Origin of the sequence: Streptococcus sp. A34, from assembly GCF_043674115.1 — a bacterium.
Lineage (GTDB): Bacteria > Bacillota > Bacilli > Lactobacillales > Streptococcaceae > Streptococcus > Streptococcus suis_V.
On the sequence record NZ_JBIMJM010000021.1, the window covers coordinates 15,653 to 32,470 of the forward strand.

A 16,818-nucleotide genomic window follows, 5' to 3' on the forward strand; every position below is an offset into this window, starting at 1 on the left:
GGCTAGAGATGCTGAGCTGTGAATGCAGGTTCTAGTATAGCCGTATTTGTTTTTCAATGGCTTGCTCAACTTCTGGTGTCAAAGCTTGGTGTGATTTGAGTTGGAAATAGATGCTGGATAGAAATCGTTGAATATTGAGCCAACGGAAATACTCAACCGGCTCTTGATTGGGGACATCTAATTGCTCCATCCATGTGACTAGGGTTGAAGCCGAAACCTTTTGATTGAGGATGAGATAAACAGGTATCTGGGCCAATCTCGTCTCTTCACCTGCTGAAAATGTGCTGTTTTGCTTGAGGCAGCAGTCTATAAGAGCTTGCCAAGCCTGCTCAAACTTGTCGGCTGGGAAGGATTGGTGGCAGGTAGCAGCGAGGAGAAAATCCGCTCCATGGGCACCAGCATGTATCCAGCCCAGATTTTCATCGTAACCACGCCAGTCATTTTCAAAAGTAAAAATGTTCAGGGCCTGTTCAAAGAGGATTTGGAGCTGGCTGTTAGTCAGGAAATTCTGATAGTGAGGACGGTCCTCATCTATGGCTATAATCAAAGCATAGAGCAGGCTGGCAAAACTGCGAGTTAGACTATCTTGTGAGAGAAGTTGCCTTTGCTGGCTCTGTTCAAAAAGTTGCTGAGCCTGGTCTTTGCTAATGATTTCATCCAGAAAAGGGTGGCAGAAACTGGCATAGACCAGCTGGTCACGAATGATAGGGTCAGGGTCTCCGATATGGTCTAAGAGCCAATTGATTTGCTCAGTGCTGTAATGTTCATTGCTTTCTAACTTTTTTTCTAAAATTTCTTTCATTTTTTGTATTTTTTCCTTTCTTTTGCGAATAGATATGTAGGAGGATAAAAAATGTACAATAAAGTTATTCTAATTGGTCGTTTGACGGCCCAGCCTGAGTTGACACAGACGCCGTCGGGAAAAAATTTAACCCGCGTTACAGTTGCTGTCAATCGTCGCTTCAAGACAGAGTCTGGTGAGCGCGAAGCGGATTTCATCAATATCATTTTCTGGGGTAAATTGGCTGAAACCCTGGTGTCCTACGGTAGCAAGGGCAGCTTGATTTCCCTTGACGGAGAGCTCCGTACTCGTAAATATGAAAAAGATGGCAATAACCATTATGTGACTGAAGTCCTTGGAAACAGTTTCCAGTTGCTCGAAAGTCGTGCCCAACGTGCCATGCGTGAAAATAATGCTGGTGAAGACCTGGCTGACCTGGTTCTAGAAGAGGAGGAACTGCCCTTCTAACAGAAAGTGACAATTTTTTGACGTCTCAAATATTTTCCCTATAAATAATGAAATAATGTCTGGTAAATCGGTCCTAGGACTGATGATAGGATGTGAAAAGTCGTTTATACTAATATCAATCCTAAATATTTTTCATATCTCCTTAGAATGCCGGTGTAAGCTGGCATTTTTTGCGTCTGACAACTGAGGGTACTTATTTTTATCCAAAAATGTGAGAATCAGTCTCAGGACGGATGTGAACAGTGTAGAACTCGGATATACTTAAGTCAATCCTAAATATTTTTCATAATCTCCTTAAAGAACGCTGGCGAAAGTTGGCGTTTTTTAGCGCCCTTTTTTACGGTCATTCCACCATTCGAGGAAGATAACCATGATTGATAGAACAATCACACCATAGAAGAAAAAGATAAACCAGTGGGGATGTAGAAAAAAGACAATCCAAATGGTCCAGAGTAGGTAGGCGAAAATGATTTTTCCCAGGAAGTTTAATTTCCGTTTCAAAAACCACTCTAAAAAACCTTCGTAGGTAGAATATTTGCTTTCCTGATAGTCTTTGTATAGATTTTTGAAGAATGTCATAGAGACCTCCTTTCCTAAGAAGAGTATAGCATATTCTCATAAGTAAGACTAGTTGGTTTTTCGTCCGACTTGGGACGGATTTCAAAAAACTTGGTAGAATTTTCTTGACTATTTTTGACCAAGTGATACAATAAGAATTGTGAATTAGCACTCGCAATGTCAGAGTGCTAAAAATGAAGGAGGCATTGATATGTTGAAACCATTAGGCGATCGCATCGTTGTAAAAATCGAAGAAAAAGAACAGACAGTAGGGGGCTTTGTCCTTGCAGGAACTAGCCAAGCAGCGACCAAAGAGGCGCAGGTCTTGGCGGTTGGTCAAGGAATTCGCACCTTGAACGGAGAATTGATTGCACCGTCTGTGGCAGTCGGTGACAAGGTCTTGGTCGAGGCCCACGCTGGTCTGGAAGTCAAAGATGGTGAAGAAAAAGTGACTATTGTCCGTGAGGCGGATATTGTAGCAGTGGTTGAGTAAGATAGACTATGAAAGAACAGCTAAGTGAGATTCTTCAGAATTTTTTGCAAGTTAGCACGTCCGGAAGCTGTATAACTGCCTGGGAACAAGGAAACCAGCAGCAAATTTGGTTTCAATTGACGTCAGACAATATGCTAAACTTAGCTCTTCCAATTAAGAAACCTTGGTTTCAATCCTTGGAAACAGTCTTGCCGCCCTTGTTAGATGGTATGACAATTTTGGATTATCGCTCCAAACGATATATTACTTTAGATGTAACAGAACAATCACTAGAGCAAATTTGTGATTATCTTGTGGTCTACTTTGAACACTTTTTTGGGGATAATCTGATATTTTTATGGAAATTTGAAGAAATATAGCACTTTATAATATTTAATTGATACAAAGGATGGAAATAAAATGGCAAAAGAAATTAAATTTGCAGCAGATGCGCGTGAGAGCATGGTACGCGGTGTCGATATTCTAGCAGACACTGTAAAAGTAACCTTGGGTCCTAAAGGCCGCAATGTAGTCTTGGAAAAAGCTTATGGCTCACCCTTGATTACCAATGACGGGGTAACCATTGCCAAAGAAATCGAGCTTGAAGATCATTTTGAAAACATGGGTGCCAAATTGGTATCGGAAGTCGCATCTAAGACCAACGATATTGCAGGTGACGGTACGACAACAGCGACTGTTTTGACCCAAGCTATTGTCCGTGAAGGCTTGAAAAACGTGACAGCGGGTGCCAACCCAATCGGTATCCGTCGAGGGATTGAAGCTGCGGTCGCGACAGCAGTGGATGCCTTGAAAGCGCAAGCTATTCCTGTTTCAAACAAGGCAGAAATTGCTCAGGTTGCGGCAGTTTCATCCCGTTCTGAAAAAGTCGGTGAGTATATTTCAGAGGCCATGGAGCGAGTGGGAACAGATGGTGTCATTACCATTGAAGAATCTCGCGGTATGGAAACAGAGTTGGATGTCGTAGAAGGCATGCAGTTTGACCGCGGTTATCTGTCTCAATACATGGTAACGGACAATGAAAAAATGGTGGCAGAACTGGAAAATCCATTTATCCTCTTGACGGATAAGAAGATTTCTCATATTCAAGAGATTTTGCCACTCTTGGAAAGCATTCTTCAAACCAATCGACCGCTCTTGATTGTGGCGGATGATGTGGATGGTGAGGCTCTGCCAACGCTTGTTCTTAATAAAATCCGCGGCACTTTCAACGTTGTAGCGGTTAAGGCGCCCGGATTTGGTGACCGTCGCAAGGCCATGTTGGAAGATATTGCTATCTTGACAGGCGGTACCGTGATTACAGAGGACTTGGGGCTGGACCTCAAAGATGCGACTATCGAGTCGCTTGGTCAAGCTGCCAAGGTCGTAGTTGATAAAGACGGCACAACTATTGTGGAAGGCGCTGGCAATCCTGAGGCTATCAGCAATCGTGTGGCAGTTATCAAGTCACAAATCGAGTCAACAACTTCTGAATTTGACCGCGAAAAACTCCAAGAACGCTTGGCTAAATTGTCTGGCGGTGTGGCAGTAATTAAGGTCGGCGCGGCAACTGAGACTGAGTTGAAAGAAATGAAACTCCGTATCGAAGATGCCCTCAACGCAACCCGTGCTGCGGTCGAAGAAGGAATTGTAGCCGGTGGTGGTACAGCTCTTGTCAACGTGATTGACAGCGTGGCTAAGTTGGACTTGTCTGGTGATGATGAGACAGGTCGCAATATTGTTCTGCGTGCCTTGGAAGAACCAGTTCGTCAGATTGCTTACAATGCTGGTTACGAAGGCTCTGTTGTGATTGACAAGTTGAAACATTCTGAGCTTGGCACAGGTTTCAACGCTGCAACAGGTGAATGGGTCAATATGATGGAAGAAGGAATTATCGACCCTGTTAAGGTGACTCGTTCAGCTCTTCAAAATGCGGCATCTGTTGCAAGTCTCATCTTGACTACCGAGGCAGTTGTTGCCAACAAACCAGAACCAGCTGCTCCAGCTATGCCAGCAGGTATGGATGGCATGGGTGGTATGGGCTACTAAAGAGAAACAAATAAAAACTTGGTCACCTGGCCAAGTTTTTTGATACAGAGAAAATCCTTATCTGCCCCAGACGAGGAAAGTAGAGATTCATGGACATTGCCATGTCTTAGTCACAATCCAAATAAAAATAGATGTCAGCCTTGCCTTCTTGAGCAGTTCCTTTGTAGACCCTGGTATCTAGACCACCAATTTCAAAACCGACCTTTTGGTAAAATTGACAGGCGATGAGATTGTTGTCTTGAGCGATGGTATAAATTCCCTGGTAACCTTTTGACTGAGCCATTTCCTTGGCCTTGTCTATCAGCATGCTAGCCAGTCCTTGTTGGCGATAGTCTGCATAAACCTTTAGGTCGTGGAGGTAGATATACTTGAATAGCGGTTTTTGTAGGATAGCCAAGCCGACACATTTGTTGTCATCGTAGGCGCCGATGAAGATATGGCTATCCTGTATTTGTTCAAAATCGTAGTTTTCATCAGGAAAGGTCACCCATTCGGTTGACTCAAAAAGGACTGCTTGGCTGGACCAAGCCTGGTTCTGATAGGATGGGATAAGCCGACCAATCAGAAGGAAGGGGTGATTGGGGATGTTGATATCTTGCTAGTTTTCGTGGGTGATTTCTTTAATGCTAATCATGTTCGTCCTCATTTTATGTTGATTGACCTATTATAGCATGTCATCACTTTTGATGGAAAGAGCGTACATCTTGTTGATTGGCTAAAATATGCTCTAGAGAGTTTTTTCTGTTACAATAGAATCATATTTTTTTGTGGAGGTGTCGGATGAAGGTTGGTCTGGTTTTAGAGGGTGGCGGTATGCGTGGGCTCTACACGGCTGGTGTGCTAGATGCGTTTTTGGATGCAGGCATCAAGGTGGACGGGATTGTCAGTGTATCGGCTGGAGCGCTTTTTGGTGTCAATTTTCTATCCAAGCAACGTGGGAGAGCCCTCCGCTACAATAAGCGTTTTATCAAGGACAAGAACTATATGAGTTTGCGGTCTTGGTTGCTGACGGGTAATGTGGTCAACAAGGATTTTACCTACTACAAAGTGCCTATGGAGCTGGACAAATTTGACCAAGAGGCCTTTGCCAAGTCTGGCGTGCCTTTCTATGTGACAGTGACCAATGTCGAAACAGGTCTTCCTGAGTATTACAAAATTGACCATGTCTTTGAGCAGATGGAGCTCTTGCGAGCCAGCTCAGCTCTTCCAGTGGTCTCAAAAATTATCGAAGTTGATGGGAAAAAATATTTAGACGGTGGTCTTTCGGACTCCATCCCTGTGGACTTTGCTAGAAGCCTGGGGTTTGACAAATTGATTGTGATATTGACACAACCCATTGATTACCGCAAGAAGCCCTCTAGCGGGCGGGTTTACCGCTTGCTTTACAAGAAATATCCCAAGTTTGTGGCGGTGGCTTTAAAACATTACCAGCATTACAATGATACGGTTGAAAAGATTATCCAGTTGGAACATCAGGGGTCAGGTTTTTGCAGTTCGCCCTCAAAAGTCGCTCGAAATAGGACGTTTGGAAAAAAATCCAGTCAAATTTGACGAGATTTATGGGCTGGGTCTGGCGGACGGGGAGAAAGCTGTGGCGGGATTGATGGGGTATTTGGGAAATGAAGAGTAATGAGCAGGAATCCCCCGTGATTTCTACCTTTTTTCTTTCCTTATTTCGTGATATAATAGTAAAGATAATTTATTGACATGGAGAAATGATATGAGCTTCTACAATCACAAGGAAATCGAGCCCAAATGGCAGGAATTTTGGGCAAAAAACCATACTTTTAAAACGGGAACAGATGCGGACAAGCCAAACTTTTATGCCCTAGATATGTTCCCTTATCCGTCTGGTGCGGGCTTGCACGTTGGTCACCCTGAGGGCTATACGGCGACGGACATTCTCAGCCGTTACAAGCGTGCTCAAGGCTACAACGTTCTTCACCCAATGGGTTGGGATGCCTTTGGTCTGCCAGCGGAGCAGTATGCTATGGATACGGGCAATGACCCAGCTGACTTTACAGCGGAAAATATCGCCAACTTCAAGCGTCAGATTAACGCCCTTGGCTTTTCTTACGACTGGGATCGTGAGGTCAATACGACAGACCCTAACTACTACAAGTGGACCCAGTGGATTTTCACCAAGTTGTATGAAAAAGGCCTAGCCTACGAGGCAGAAGTGCCTGTAAACTGGGTGGAGGAATTAGGAACAGCTATCGCCAATGAAGAGGTCCTTCCTGACGGAACATCTGAACGTGGTGGCTACCCTGTTGTCCGCAAGCCAATGCGCCAATGGATGTTGAAAATCACAGCCTATGCAGAGCGTTTGCTTAACGACTTAGAAGAAGTTGATTGGCCAGAGTCAATCAAGGATATGCAACGCAACTGGATTGGTAAGTCAACCGGTGCCAATGTGACCTTCAAAATCAAGGACACAGACAAGGACTTCACTGTTTTCACAACTCGTCCTGACACCCTTTTCGGTGCGACCTACGCAGTTCTTGCTCCTGAGCATGACTTGGTGGATAGTATCACATCAGCTGAACAAGCAGAAGCTGTGGCAGAATACAAACGCCAAGCCTCTCTCAAATCAGACCTGGCTCGTACTGACCTAGCAAAAGACAAGACAGGTGTTTGGACAGGCGCCTACGCCATTAACCCTGTCAACGGTAAAGAAATTCCAATCTGGATTGCTGACTATGTGCTGGCGAGCTACGGAACAGGTGCTATCATGGCTGTTCCTGCCCACGATGAGCGTGACTGGGAATTTGCCAAACAGTTTGGTTTGGACATCATTCCAGTTCTGGAAGGTGGCAATGTAGAAGAAGCTCCTTACACAGAAGATGGAGCACATATCAACTCAGACTTCCTAGATGGTCTTAACAAGGAAGATGCCATTGCCAAAATGGTGGCTTGGTTGGAAGAAAATGGTGTCGGTCAGGAGAAAATTTCTTACCGCCTCCGCGACTGGCTCTTCAGCCGCCAGCGTTATTGGGGGGAGCCAATTCCAATCATCCACTGGGAAGACGGCACTTCCACAGCAGTACCAGAAAATGAGTTACCTCTGGTATTGCCAAAAACCTCAGACATCAAGCCTTCAGGTACAGGTGAATCACCGCTTGCTAACCTGACTGACTGGTTGGAAGTGGTGCGTGAAGATGGCGTTAAAGGTCGCCGTGAGACCAACACTATGCCACAATGGGCGGGTTCTAGCTGGTACTACCTTCGCTACATCGACCCGCACAACGACGAGAAATTGGCAGACGAGGAGCTTCTCAAAGCTTGGTTGCCGGTGGACATCTACATCGGTGGTGCCGAGCACGCAGTCCTTCACTTGCTTTATGCTCGCTTCTGGCATAAGTTCCTTTACGACCTCGGTGTTGTGCCGACCAAAGAGCCTTTCCAAAAACTCTTTAACCAGGGCATGATTTTGGGAACAAGCTACCGCGACAGCCGTGGTGCCCTTGTAGCGACAGATAAAGTTGAAAAACGTGATGGTTCTTTCTTCAACATCGAAACTGGCGAAGAGTTGGAGCAGGCACCTGCTAAGATGTCTAAGTCTCTTAAAAACGTGGTTAACCCAGATGATGTGGTCGAACAGTTCGGTGCGGACACCCTCCGTGTTTATGAGATGTTCATGGGCCCACTTGATGCATCAATCGCTTGGTCAGAAGAAGGCCTTGAAGGCAGCCGTAAGTTCCTTGACCGTGTTTACCGTCTTTTGACTACCAAGGAGATTGTGGCGGAAAATAGCGGAGCTTTGGACAAGGTTTACAATGAAACAGTTAAAGCTGTCACTGAGCAGATTGAGAGCTTGAAATTCAACACGGCTATCGCCCAGCTCATGATTTTTGTCAACGCAGCCAACAAAGAAGACAAGCTCTACGTCGAATACGCCAAAGGCTTTGTCCAGTTGATTGCCCCATTTGCACCACACTTGGCAGAAGAACTCTGGCAGGGTCTGGAAGCAACAGGTCAGTCAATCAGCTATGTTGCATGGCCAATATATGACGAAAGCAAGCTGGTAGAAAGCGAAGTGGAAATCGTTGTCCAAATCAAGGGCAAGGTAAAAGCTCGCTTGACCGTAGCCAAAGACCTAGCGCCAGCTGAACTTGAAAAAGCAGCTCTGGCAGACGAAAAAGTCCAAGCTGAAATTGCAGGACAGACAGTTGTTAAGGTAATATCGGTACCGAACAAGCTCGTTAATATTGTTGTGAAATAAACTCGCTTATTAGCCCTATTTCCGATTTACAACAGTCTATTCCTAGACTGTTGTATCCGAATAAATTAGTAAACGTCGTTGTGAAGTAAACTGACTTCCGTCAGTTCTTATTTCCCACCTCAGCAATCTCTCCCAAGGTTGTCTGAGCCAAATAAACAGTTAAGCAAAGCGACTGGTTTCTTTTCTAGCTTATAGACATATACAAAAAACGACTTCCGTGCGAAAAGCGGGAGTCGTTTTGCTGTTATTACAGTTTTTCATTGACATAGCGGACGAAGTAATTCCACCAAGAGACGGGCCAAATATCAGCCTTGACTTCTTTTTCGATGACCATTTCAAGACTTGGTTGTTCTTGAATGTAACCCTTGCCGATCAGGTCGGAGTCATGGAGCCACAGTCTTCCGGCTGCTGTTCCTTTTTTAAGTGGTGCCTCAAGAGGGCCTTCGACTGATTTAAAAGAAGCGGTTGGCAATTCGACAGCCGAGCGTTTGATTGGAATTCTAAAGTCTCTTTGGGCAACAACTGGGCTAGTGTCGACGCGTCCATTGAAAATCTCAATAGAGCTGTCATCAAAGGATTTCCCCTGCCCTAGATAGGTAATAGATTGGAAATGCTGGGCAACATAGTTGAGCAAATTGGTCGTTGCGATATAGCGGTAATCGGGGTCAATATCGCTGAGGTCGGCGTTGAGGATAACCGTCAGGACACGCATATTTTGCTGGTCAACAGTTGTCACCAGGGAGGCGCCAGAAGTAGCAGAGTATCCCGTTTTCAAACCATCTACACCTGCACGCTGATAGGGTTTACCTTCCAACATCCCATGCCCACCATAATAGGTATGCCCATCCATGGTTAAGCTTTGTTGGCTGGTGATGTCTAGTACCTGAGGATAATCCAAGACCAGACGACGGGCAATAAGGGCGATTGCCGCAGCAGAAAATTTATTTTCATCCTCTTTACCAGTGCCGGGATAGCGTTCATCCCCGAGGTAGGAATTATTCAAGCCAGTCGCATTGACAATCGTGGCATCACCAATACCCCAGGATTGGACTTTTTCTCTCATCAAATCCACAAAGGCTTTCTCACTACCTGCCACCTTCTCAGCCAGAGCCATTGTTGCGCTATTGGCAGAAACAATCAATGATGCCCGGAGCAGCTGTTCGACCGTGTATTCCCTACTTTCTAAAAGAACGTTACTGATTTCTGTATTGAGAGTCAGCTTATAGGGAAAATCAGATATGGCTACAGGGCTGTCCATTGTCAATTTTCCTTCTTCAATAGCTTCATAGACCAAGTAGGCCGTCAACAACTGACTGATAGAAGCAACGCTGGCTGGGCTATGGGCATTTTTTTCGTATAAAATTTTTCCTGTTTCGACTTCAATAGCGATGGCATGCTCAGCTGCCGCCTGGTAAACCTGCTCCTCGGCCAGACTGGTTTGGCCTCCTAGAATAATGGAAAGTAGAAAAACTATCAAGAATGAACTGTATTTTTTCATATAAAATTCCTTTTTAATCGATTATTTCCTATTATATCATATTGTAAAGGGGCTAGACACATGAAAAAAGGCTAGAAATTATTAGAAAATATAGAAAATTTGGTTTTTTACAAAATTTTCTGACAAAAACGCTTTCTTTAATAAAATTTTATGATATAATATTATTCATAGACATAAATCTATGTCCCAAAAAAAAGAAAACAGAGGTGTTTTATGAAAAAGACAACAAAACTCTTTGCCTTAGCAGGTATCACACTCTTATCTGCATCTGTTTTAGCAGCTTGTGGTGCTAAGTCGTCATCAAGTTCATCAGAACAAAACTTGTCATTCCCAGCAGATGTTTCTCAAGATGGAACAGCTGTTTCTGGTGCTCAATTAAATTATGCTTGGGTATCTCCTACAACTTCTTCAGGTCTTTTGATTGACGAGCTGACTGAAAATACAACTGACTCAACATTTGGTGGAATGGTTGATATTTCAATGTTTGGTTACGATGGAGATCGTAAATTAGATGACTCAGGTCTTGCTAAAGCTGAATTTGATGTGGAAGGTAAAAAAATCACTGTTAGCTTGACTGGTAAAGACTACAAGTGGTCAGATGGTGAACCATTCACAATCAACGACTACATCTTTACTATCAAGTCAATGGCAAGCAAAGACTATACAGGTGTTCGTTTTGATGATAAATTCTTGAACATTGAAGGTATGCAAGAATTTGTTGACGGTAAAGCATCAGACATTTCAGGTATCAAGAAAATCGATGATTATACAGTTGAACTGACTGTGAAAGAAATGTCACCTTCTATGATGTATGCCGGTGGTGATGTACCTGCCTATATCCAACCAGAACACATCTACAAAGATATTCCTGTAGCAGATTGGGAAAAGAGCGAGTACTCACGTACTGCTAAACTTGTAGGTATGGGACCTTGGAAGATCAAGGAAATTGTAAACGGTGAGTCTATCACTTACGTTCCAAACGAACACTTCTTCAAGGGAACAACTCCAAAAACAAGTTCATTGAAAATTGATATTGTCTCTCCTGATACAATCGTTTCTGAGATGAAAGCTGGTAACTACGATATCGCAGAAATGCCAGCAGATCAGTTGGATTCATATAAAGATGCTTCTAACTTGAACATCGTTGGATCTTTGGATTCATCTTACGAGTATATTTCATTCAACTTTGGTAAATATGACGAAGCTGCTGGCAAGAACGTTATGGATGAGAACGCTAAGATGAATGATGTGAATCTTCGTCAAGCGATTGCCTATGCAATTGATACCAAAACTGCTGGTGAGTCATTGTACAATGGTCTATATCACCCTGCAAAATCATTGATTATCTCATTCTTCGGCGATATTCATGATTCTGAATTGGAAGGATACACATACGATCCAGAAAAAGCTAAAAAACTCTTGGATGAAGCTGGCTACAAAGATGTAGATGGCGATGGTATCCGTGAAGGTAAAGATGGTAAGGAATTCAAGATTACCTTTGCTGCTCGTAAACGTACAGAAGCGAACGAAGCACTCGTACAACAATACATTGCTTGGTGGAAAGAAGTCGGCTTGAACGTTGAATTGTACACAGGCCGTACAGTTGAAGTCAACTCATTCTACGATGCACTTCAAGCAAACGACCCTGCAATTGATATGTATGCTGGTGGTTGGTCTACTGGTTACGATCCAAACCCAACAGGTACTTGGGGACCTATCGCAGCCTTCAACATGTCACGTTTTGTATCTGAAGAAAATACAAAATTGTTGGATGCGATTAGTTCTACTGCTTCATTCGATGAGAAAACAAACCTTGAAAACTATAAGGCTTGGCAAAAATATGCTCACGAGCAAGCATTTGCTATTCCAACATTTGAATCTGAGTCAATTGTAGCACTTAACAAACGTGTGAAAAACTTTGACACTAATTATGGTTCAGCTTCAGAAAATGGTATTGCTCTCGAAAATATCGAATTGTCTGCTGACAAAGGTGTAGCTGCAGAATAGTTTTATAAAGAAGATAATAAAATCTGAAAAGCCAACTTGGTTGGCTTTTTTCAGATTGCTATTGGAATTTTCTGATAATTATGGTATAGTAGAACCAGTATACAAAAAATGATTGATGTCATTTTTATGTTTTAGTAAACGCTATCAAATTCTATATAGACTTGATGGATTTATTAAGAAAGATATAAAAAATCAGTTTTCATAGACTTAAGGATATTTGATTTGAAGGATGAAAGAAGTTGAATGAACTGATGAACAAAGGAGGAAAAAGCGTGGCTAATGAAAAACCGCTTTTAGACATTAAGGATTTGCACGTTGGATTCCGCATCGGTGATGATTATTTTGATGCAGTTGACGGTGTTGATATTACCTTACAAAAAAATGAAATCCTAGCGATTGTTGGGGAATCTGGTTGTGGTAAATCAACTTTAGCAACAACAATTATGGGGCTACATAATCCATTAAATACCAAAATTTCAGGTAGTATCCAGTACAATGATATGGAATTAATTGGGATGGACGAGGCCAAGTACAATACGGTACGTGGAAATGATATTGGTATGATTTTCCAAGATCCCTTGGCATCTTTAAATCCGTTGATGACCATTGGTGCACAGATTGATGAAGCGCTATTCTATCATACAGACTTGGATACCAATGCCCGTACGGAGCGTGTTTTGGAATTATTAGCTCAAGTAGGTATTCCAAATCCTAAGCGTACATTTAAGCAGTATCCACATGAGTTGTCAGGTGGTATGCGTCAGCGTATCATTATCGCCATGGCCTTATCTTGTAAACCTCCGATTATTATTGCCGATGAACCGACAACAGCCTTGGATGTAACTATTCAGGCACAGATTTTGGATTTATTAAATGATATTCAAGCAGAAACTGGGTCAGGTATTATTTTGATTACTCACGACCTAGGAGTGGTGGCAGAAACAGCAGATCGTGTAGCTGTTATGTACGGTGGTCAGTTTGTAGAAGTTGCTCCTGTTGAGGAACTCTTTACCAATCCTAAACATCCATACACCCGTTCTCTTTTGAAATCAAATCCGCAATCAGAAAATGAAGGCGGTGAGTTACATGTAATTGACGGAATTGTACCGCCAATTACAAAGATGTTGCGTAAAGGTTGTCGATTTGCACCACGTATTCCGTGGATTGAAGCAGCAACACACGAAGAAAATCCGGTTATGCATGAAGTTGGACCTAACCATTTTGTACGTTGTACTTGCCATGAAACATTCTATTTTGAAGGGGAGGCCTAATAGTGGGATTTATTGAAGTAAAAGATTTAAAAGTCCATTATCCAATTCGTAGTGGCTTCTTTAACCGTGTTACTGATCATGTTTATGCTGTGGATGGTGTAAACATTGAAATCGAAGAAGGTAAGACATATGGTCTGGTTGGTGAGTCAGGATCAGGAAAATCAACGATTGGTAAAGCAATTATTGGTTTAGAGCGTGCCACTTCAGGACAAATTATTTATGAAGGACAAAATGTAACCAACAAATCACGTGGAAAAAAAGGCAACTTTAATCGTGATGTTCAGATGATTTTCCAAGATTCACTTTCAAGTTTCAATCCGAAAAAACGTATTTTGGACATCATTGCAGAACCAATTCGTAACTTTGACCGACTTTCACCAGATGAAGAAAAGAAAAAAGTTCTTCAGCTCTTGGATACAATTGGTCTCAATGAAGAAGCTTTAATTAAGTATCCTCATGAATTCTCAGGTGGTCAACGTCAACGGATTGGAGTAGCTCGTGCCTTGGCTAGTAACCCACGTTTGATTATTGCTGATGAGCCAGTTTCTGCCTTGGACTTGTCTGTTCAAGCTCAGGTCTTAAACTATATGAAACGTATCCAAGATGAATTTAAACTTAGCTATCTCTTTATTTCTCATGACCTTGGTGTGGTACAGCACATGTGTGATGAACTCTTCATTATGTACCGTGGTCGTTTTGTAGAAACAGGAAATAAACATGATATTTATAGTATTCCACAGCATATCTACACCAAACGTCTCTTGTCAGCGATTCCATCAATTGATCCGGTGAATCGTTTGAAAAATAAGGAAAAACGTTTGGCTGCAGAAAAGGAGTACCAAGAAAAACAAGGTCAGTACTATGATGAAAACGGTCGTGTATACGATTTAAAAGCTTTTTCAGCAACTCATCAAGTAGCCCTTCCAGAAGGAGGTAAGAACTAAGATGTGGAAAACAGTATTACGACGTTTACTCATGATGATTCCTCAGATTATCATTCTGAGTGTCATTGCATTCTTTGTTGCAAAAATGATGCCTGGTGATCCATTTACCGGTATGATTGACCCTAATATTGACCCTGCTATTATTGAACAAAAACGGATTGCGGCGGGATATTATGATCCAATTCCGGTTCAATATATTCGCTGGGTAGGAAATCTTTTGCAGGGTGATTTTGGACAAAGTTTCCTCTTTAAGCAACCAGTTATCGATGTGATTATGCAGCGTTTGAATAACACAATTTGGTTATCATTGCTTACCATGATTTTGACCTATGCTATTGCCCTTCCTTTAGGTATGATTGCGGGTCGTTATCAAAATTCACTTGCTGATAAAGTCATTGGTGTATACAATTTCTTGACTTTCTCAACTCCAACTTTTGTATTTGCAATTTTGATGCTCTGGTTATTTGGTTTTAGTTTAGGTTGGTTTCCGACGCGTGGTTCTATCGGTGGTGGAGTTGAAGGCTTTGCAGCTATATTAAGTCGTCTCCATCATATGATTTTGCCAGCGATTACCATGGCTATTTTGTCAACGACAGTAACAATCCAATATCTTCGTACCGGAATTATCGATGCGAAGAGTCAGGACTATGTTCGTACAGCTCGTGCCAAAGGTGTGCCTGAGCGTGTGGTATACAACCGTCATATCTTCCGTAACTCAATTTTACCTATTGCATCATTCTTGGGGTATGAATTGACTGGTTTGATTGGTGGGTCTATCTTTATTGAAAATATCTTTACCTATCCTGGTATCGGTCAATTGTTCTTTAACTCTATCTCAAGCCGTGATTACAGTGTCATTTTGGCCCTCTTGTTAATCTTTGGTATGGGAACTTTGTTGGGAACCTTGATTTCAGATATTATCATGAGTATTGTTGATCCACGTATTCGTGTGAAATAAAAGGAGGAGTAAGGTGAGTAAAGAAATTAAAAAACAAGTACAATCAGCTTCAACTCCTCCAGGTGGTTTTCGTGTTATTGCACGAGAATTTATGAAGGACAAGTTAGCTTTAGCTTCATTGATTATCTTGGTAACAGTTCTCTTGGCTGTTTTCATCGGTGCCTTGGTAATGGATCAAGAGCAAGTTATGAAAGTCAATCTTTTAGGACGTTACTTGGAGCCAGGAGTTGATGGCTATATTTTGGGAACGGATGAAGGCGGAAAAGACATTTTTGGTCAACTGATTATTGGTGCTCGTAACTCCATTATCATCGGTTTCACCATTACCATTATCACTAGTATCATTGGTATTTCAGTTGGGTTAATCTCAGGTTATTATGGTGGTCGATTGGACGGTTTCTTGATGCGTATTGTCGATTTTATCATGATTTTGCCGGTAACAATGTTGATCATTGTATTTGTAACAGTTATTAAAAACTATACAATTTATCATTTCATTTTTATCATGAGTGCATTTTATTGGACAGCCAAAGCCCGTCTCTTCCGTACAAGAACTTTGTCAGAAGCGAGCTTGGATTATGTCAATGCGTCGAAAACACTTGGAACAAGCGACTTCATGATTATGTTCCGTGAGATTTTGCCAAACTTGAGTTCTTTGATTATTGTCAATTTGACCCTCAACTTTGCAGGTAACATCGGTATCGAAACTTCGTTGACTTATTTAGGATTCGGTCTTCCATCAACAGTTCCAAGTCTGGGTACTTTGATTTCAAATGCCCGTAATGCAGACATCTTGGAAAACAAGACTTGGATTTGGTTGCCAGCAGCTATCTTTATCCTTATTATGATGCTTTGTATCAACTATGTCGGTCAAGCCTTCCAACGTGCAGCAGACGCTAAGCAACGTTTAGGTTAATTGTTTATTCTATAGAAGAGTTCTTTCGAGAGCTCTTTTTCTGTTATAATGGAAGTATGGAATATACATTAGAAGAAAAAGAACGCTTCATGCGGGCTGCATTGGAGGAAGCAGAAAAATCACTTGCCAAGCATGAGATACCGATTGGATGCGTAATTGTCAAAGATGGTAATATTATTGGTAGAGGTCACAATGCGCGTGAGGAACTGAACCAGGCAATCATGCATGCGGAAATCATGGCCATCCAAGAAGCTAATCACTTTGAAGGGAACTGGCGTTTGCTAGATACAACCCTTTTTGTAACCATTGAACCCTGTGTTATGTGTAGCGGGGCCATCGGACTAGCCCGAATCCCACAAGTTATCTACGGAGCCCCAAATCAAAAATTTGGTGCAGCAGGTAGCCTATACAATGTATTGCGAGATACACGTCTCAATCATCGAGTTGAAGTCGAGTCGGGAATCTTGGAAGATGACTGCGCAAAAATCATGCAGGACTTCTTCAGACAACGGCGCGCCAAGCAGTCAGAGTTGAAAGAAAAAGCAAGCCAAGGAACAGATTTATAGCCCGGCAGACAGTTAGAATAAGGCAATAGATAATTTTTGGTAAATTCTCAAAGTAAGTTCTAGTTCTCTTTCTTTCAGAAGTTACTTTGAGAAAACTGCATAACATCAACA

General features: G+C 42.3%; 16 protein-coding genes and 1 pseudogene. 13 read left to right on the forward strand and 4 right to left on the reverse strand.

The window, feature by feature from the left end:
• Positions 1-31: 31 nt before the first annotated feature.
• Positions 32-802, reverse strand: coding sequence for a DUF2785 domain-containing protein (locus ACHBGV_RS06450; protein WP_394735919.1), 771 nt, complete (start codon positions 800-802; stop codon positions 32-34).
• Positions 803-853: 51 nt separating this feature from the next.
• Between ACHBGV_RS06450 and ACHBGV_RS06455 the strand changes: the two genes are divergently transcribed.
• Positions 854-1,249, forward strand: a complete 396-nt coding sequence (locus ACHBGV_RS06455) for a single-stranded DNA-binding protein (protein WP_105110718.1) — start codon at positions 854-856, stop codon at positions 1,247-1,249.
• Between the two features lie 324 nt (positions 1,250-1,573).
• Here ACHBGV_RS06455 and ACHBGV_RS06460 read toward each other — a convergent pair whose 3' ends face one another.
• Positions 1,574-1,828, reverse strand: coding sequence for a hypothetical protein (locus tag ACHBGV_RS06460; RefSeq protein WP_394735920.1), 255 nt, complete (start codon positions 1,826-1,828; stop codon positions 1,574-1,576).
• 190 nt (positions 1,829-2,018) lie between these two features.
• Between ACHBGV_RS06460 and groES the strand changes: the two genes are divergently transcribed.
• The 3 genes from groES to groL are packed head-to-tail and all read left to right on the forward strand — an operon-like array spanning position 2,019 to position 4,325.
• Complete coding sequence (gene groES / locus ACHBGV_RS06465) at positions 2,019-2,300, forward strand: co-chaperone GroES (RefSeq protein WP_105110716.1); 282 nt, start codon at positions 2,019-2,021, stop codon at positions 2,298-2,300.
• Between the two features lie 8 nt (positions 2,301-2,308).
• Complete coding sequence (locus tag ACHBGV_RS06470; protein WP_105110715.1) at positions 2,309-2,659, forward strand: hypothetical protein; 351 nt, start codon at positions 2,309-2,311, stop codon at positions 2,657-2,659.
• Between the two features lie 40 nt (positions 2,660-2,699).
• Positions 2,700-4,325: a chaperonin GroEL gene (groL, locus tag ACHBGV_RS06475; RefSeq protein ID WP_105110714.1), complete on the forward strand. Its 1,626-nt coding sequence runs from the start codon at positions 2,700-2,702 to the stop codon at positions 4,323-4,325.
• 106 nt (positions 4,326-4,431) lie between these two features.
• Here groL and ACHBGV_RS06480 read toward each other — a convergent pair whose 3' ends face one another.
• Positions 4,432-4,911 carry a GNAT family N-acetyltransferase gene (locus ACHBGV_RS06480; RefSeq protein ID WP_394735924.1) on the reverse strand — a complete coding sequence of 160 codons (480 nt, stop codon included), beginning with the start codon at positions 4,909-4,911 and terminating at the stop codon, positions 4,432-4,434.
• On the opposite strand from ACHBGV_RS06480, the gene ACHBGV_RS06485 reads away from it, so the two are divergent.
• The 3 genes and pseudogenes from ACHBGV_RS06485 to leuS all read left to right on the forward strand — a co-directional run bounded on the left by ACHBGV_RS06485 (position 4,840) and on the right by leuS (position 8,547).
• The gene (locus ACHBGV_RS06485) at positions 4,840-4,995 is read left to right on the forward strand and encodes a hypothetical protein (RefSeq protein WP_161948270.1); all 156 of its coding nucleotides are present in this window, start codon (positions 4,840-4,842) and stop codon (positions 4,993-4,995) included. The two genes, ACHBGV_RS06480 and ACHBGV_RS06485, sit on opposite strands and share 72 nt — an antisense overlap.
• A 110-nt stretch (positions 4,996-5,105) precedes the next feature.
• Positions 5,106-5,955: pseudogene (locus tag ACHBGV_RS06490) on the forward strand (patatin family protein).
• A gap of 90 nt (positions 5,956-6,045) precedes the next feature.
• Positions 6,046-8,547 carry a leucine--tRNA ligase gene (gene leuS / locus ACHBGV_RS06495; protein WP_394735921.1) on the forward strand — a complete coding sequence of 834 codons (2,502 nt, stop codon included), beginning with the start codon at positions 6,046-6,048 and terminating at the stop codon, positions 8,545-8,547.
• Between the two features lie 247 nt (positions 8,548-8,794).
• On the opposite strand, the gene pbp3 is transcribed toward leuS, so the two are convergent.
• Positions 8,795-10,045, reverse strand: coding sequence for a D-alanyl-D-alanine carboxypeptidase PBP3 (pbp3, locus tag ACHBGV_RS06500; protein WP_394735922.1), 1,251 nt, complete (start codon positions 10,043-10,045; stop codon positions 8,795-8,797).
• Between the two features lie 213 nt (positions 10,046-10,258).
• Between pbp3 and ACHBGV_RS06505 the strand changes: the two genes are divergently transcribed.
• The 6 genes from ACHBGV_RS06505 to tadA all read left to right on the forward strand — a co-directional run bounded on the left by ACHBGV_RS06505 (position 10,259) and on the right by tadA (position 16,707).
• A complete protein-coding gene (locus ACHBGV_RS06505) occupies positions 10,259-12,052 on the forward strand; it encodes an oligopeptide ABC transporter substrate-binding protein (RefSeq protein WP_394735923.1) in 1,794 nt (597 codons plus the stop codon).
• 251 nt (positions 12,053-12,303) lie between these two features.
• Positions 12,304-13,323: an oligopeptide/dipeptide ABC transporter ATP-binding protein gene (locus ACHBGV_RS06510; RefSeq protein WP_172023343.1), complete on the forward strand. Its 1,020-nt coding sequence runs from the start codon at positions 12,304-12,306 to the stop codon at positions 13,321-13,323.
• A 2-nt stretch (positions 13,324-13,325) separates the two neighbouring features.
• Positions 13,326-14,267 carry an ATP-binding cassette domain-containing protein gene (locus ACHBGV_RS06515; protein WP_105110707.1) on the forward strand — a complete coding sequence of 314 codons (942 nt, stop codon included), beginning with the start codon at positions 13,326-13,328 and terminating at the stop codon, positions 14,265-14,267.
• Between the two features lies 1 nt (position 14,268).
• On the forward strand, positions 14,269-15,225 hold the full coding sequence (opp4B, locus tag ACHBGV_RS06520) for an oligopeptide ABC transporter permease (RefSeq protein WP_105160732.1): 957 nt from the start codon (positions 14,269-14,271) through the stop codon (positions 15,223-15,225).
• A 13-nt stretch (positions 15,226-15,238) separates the two neighbouring features.
• Entirely contained in the window at positions 15,239-16,141 is a 903-nt protein-coding gene (locus tag ACHBGV_RS06525; RefSeq protein ID WP_394732218.1) for an ABC transporter permease, read from the forward strand.
• Positions 16,142-16,197: 56 nt separating this feature from the next.
• On the forward strand, positions 16,198-16,707 hold the full coding sequence (gene tadA, locus ACHBGV_RS06530; RefSeq protein ID WP_172068131.1) for a tRNA adenosine(34) deaminase TadA: 510 nt from the start codon (positions 16,198-16,200) through the stop codon (positions 16,705-16,707).
• The last annotated feature ends 111 nt before the right edge of the window (positions 16,708-16,818 follow it).

Coding starts and splice junctions, on each gene's coding strand:
- opp4B (WP_105160732.1), top strand. CDS start 14,269: ATGTGGAAAACAGTATTACGACGTTTACTCATGATGATTCCTCAGATT.
- ACHBGV_RS06505 (WP_394735923.1), top strand. CDS start 10,259: ATGAAAAAGACAACAAAACTCTTTGCCTTAGCAGGTATCACACTCTTA.
- ACHBGV_RS06470 (WP_105110715.1), top strand. CDS start 2,309: ATGAAAGAACAGCTAAGTGAGATTCTTCAGAATTTTTTGCAAGTTAGC.
- ACHBGV_RS06510 (WP_172023343.1), top strand. CDS start 12,304: ATGAACAAAGGAGGAAAAAGCGTGGCTAATGAAAAACCGCTTTTAGAC.
- groL (WP_105110714.1), top strand. CDS start 2,700: ATGGCAAAAGAAATTAAATTTGCAGCAGATGCGCGTGAGAGCATGGTA.
- leuS (WP_394735921.1), top strand. CDS start 6,046: ATGAGCTTCTACAATCACAAGGAAATCGAGCCCAAATGGCAGGAATTT.
- ACHBGV_RS06460 (WP_394735920.1), bottom strand. CDS start 1,828: ATGACATTCTTCAAAAATCTATACAAAGACTATCAGGAAAGCAAATAT.
- groES (WP_105110716.1), top strand. CDS start 2,019: ATGTTGAAACCATTAGGCGATCGCATCGTTGTAAAAATCGAAGAAAAA.
- pbp3 (WP_394735922.1), bottom strand. CDS start 10,045: ATGAAAAAATACAGTTCATTCTTGATAGTTTTTCTACTTTCCATTATT.
- tadA (WP_172068131.1), top strand. CDS start 16,198: ATGGAATATACATTAGAAGAAAAAGAACGCTTCATGCGGGCTGCATTG.
- ACHBGV_RS06455 (WP_105110718.1), top strand. CDS start 854: ATGTACAATAAAGTTATTCTAATTGGTCGTTTGACGGCCCAGCCTGAG.
- ACHBGV_RS06450 (WP_394735919.1), bottom strand. CDS start 802: ATGAAAGAAATTTTAGAAAAAAAGTTAGAAAGCAATGAACATTACAGC.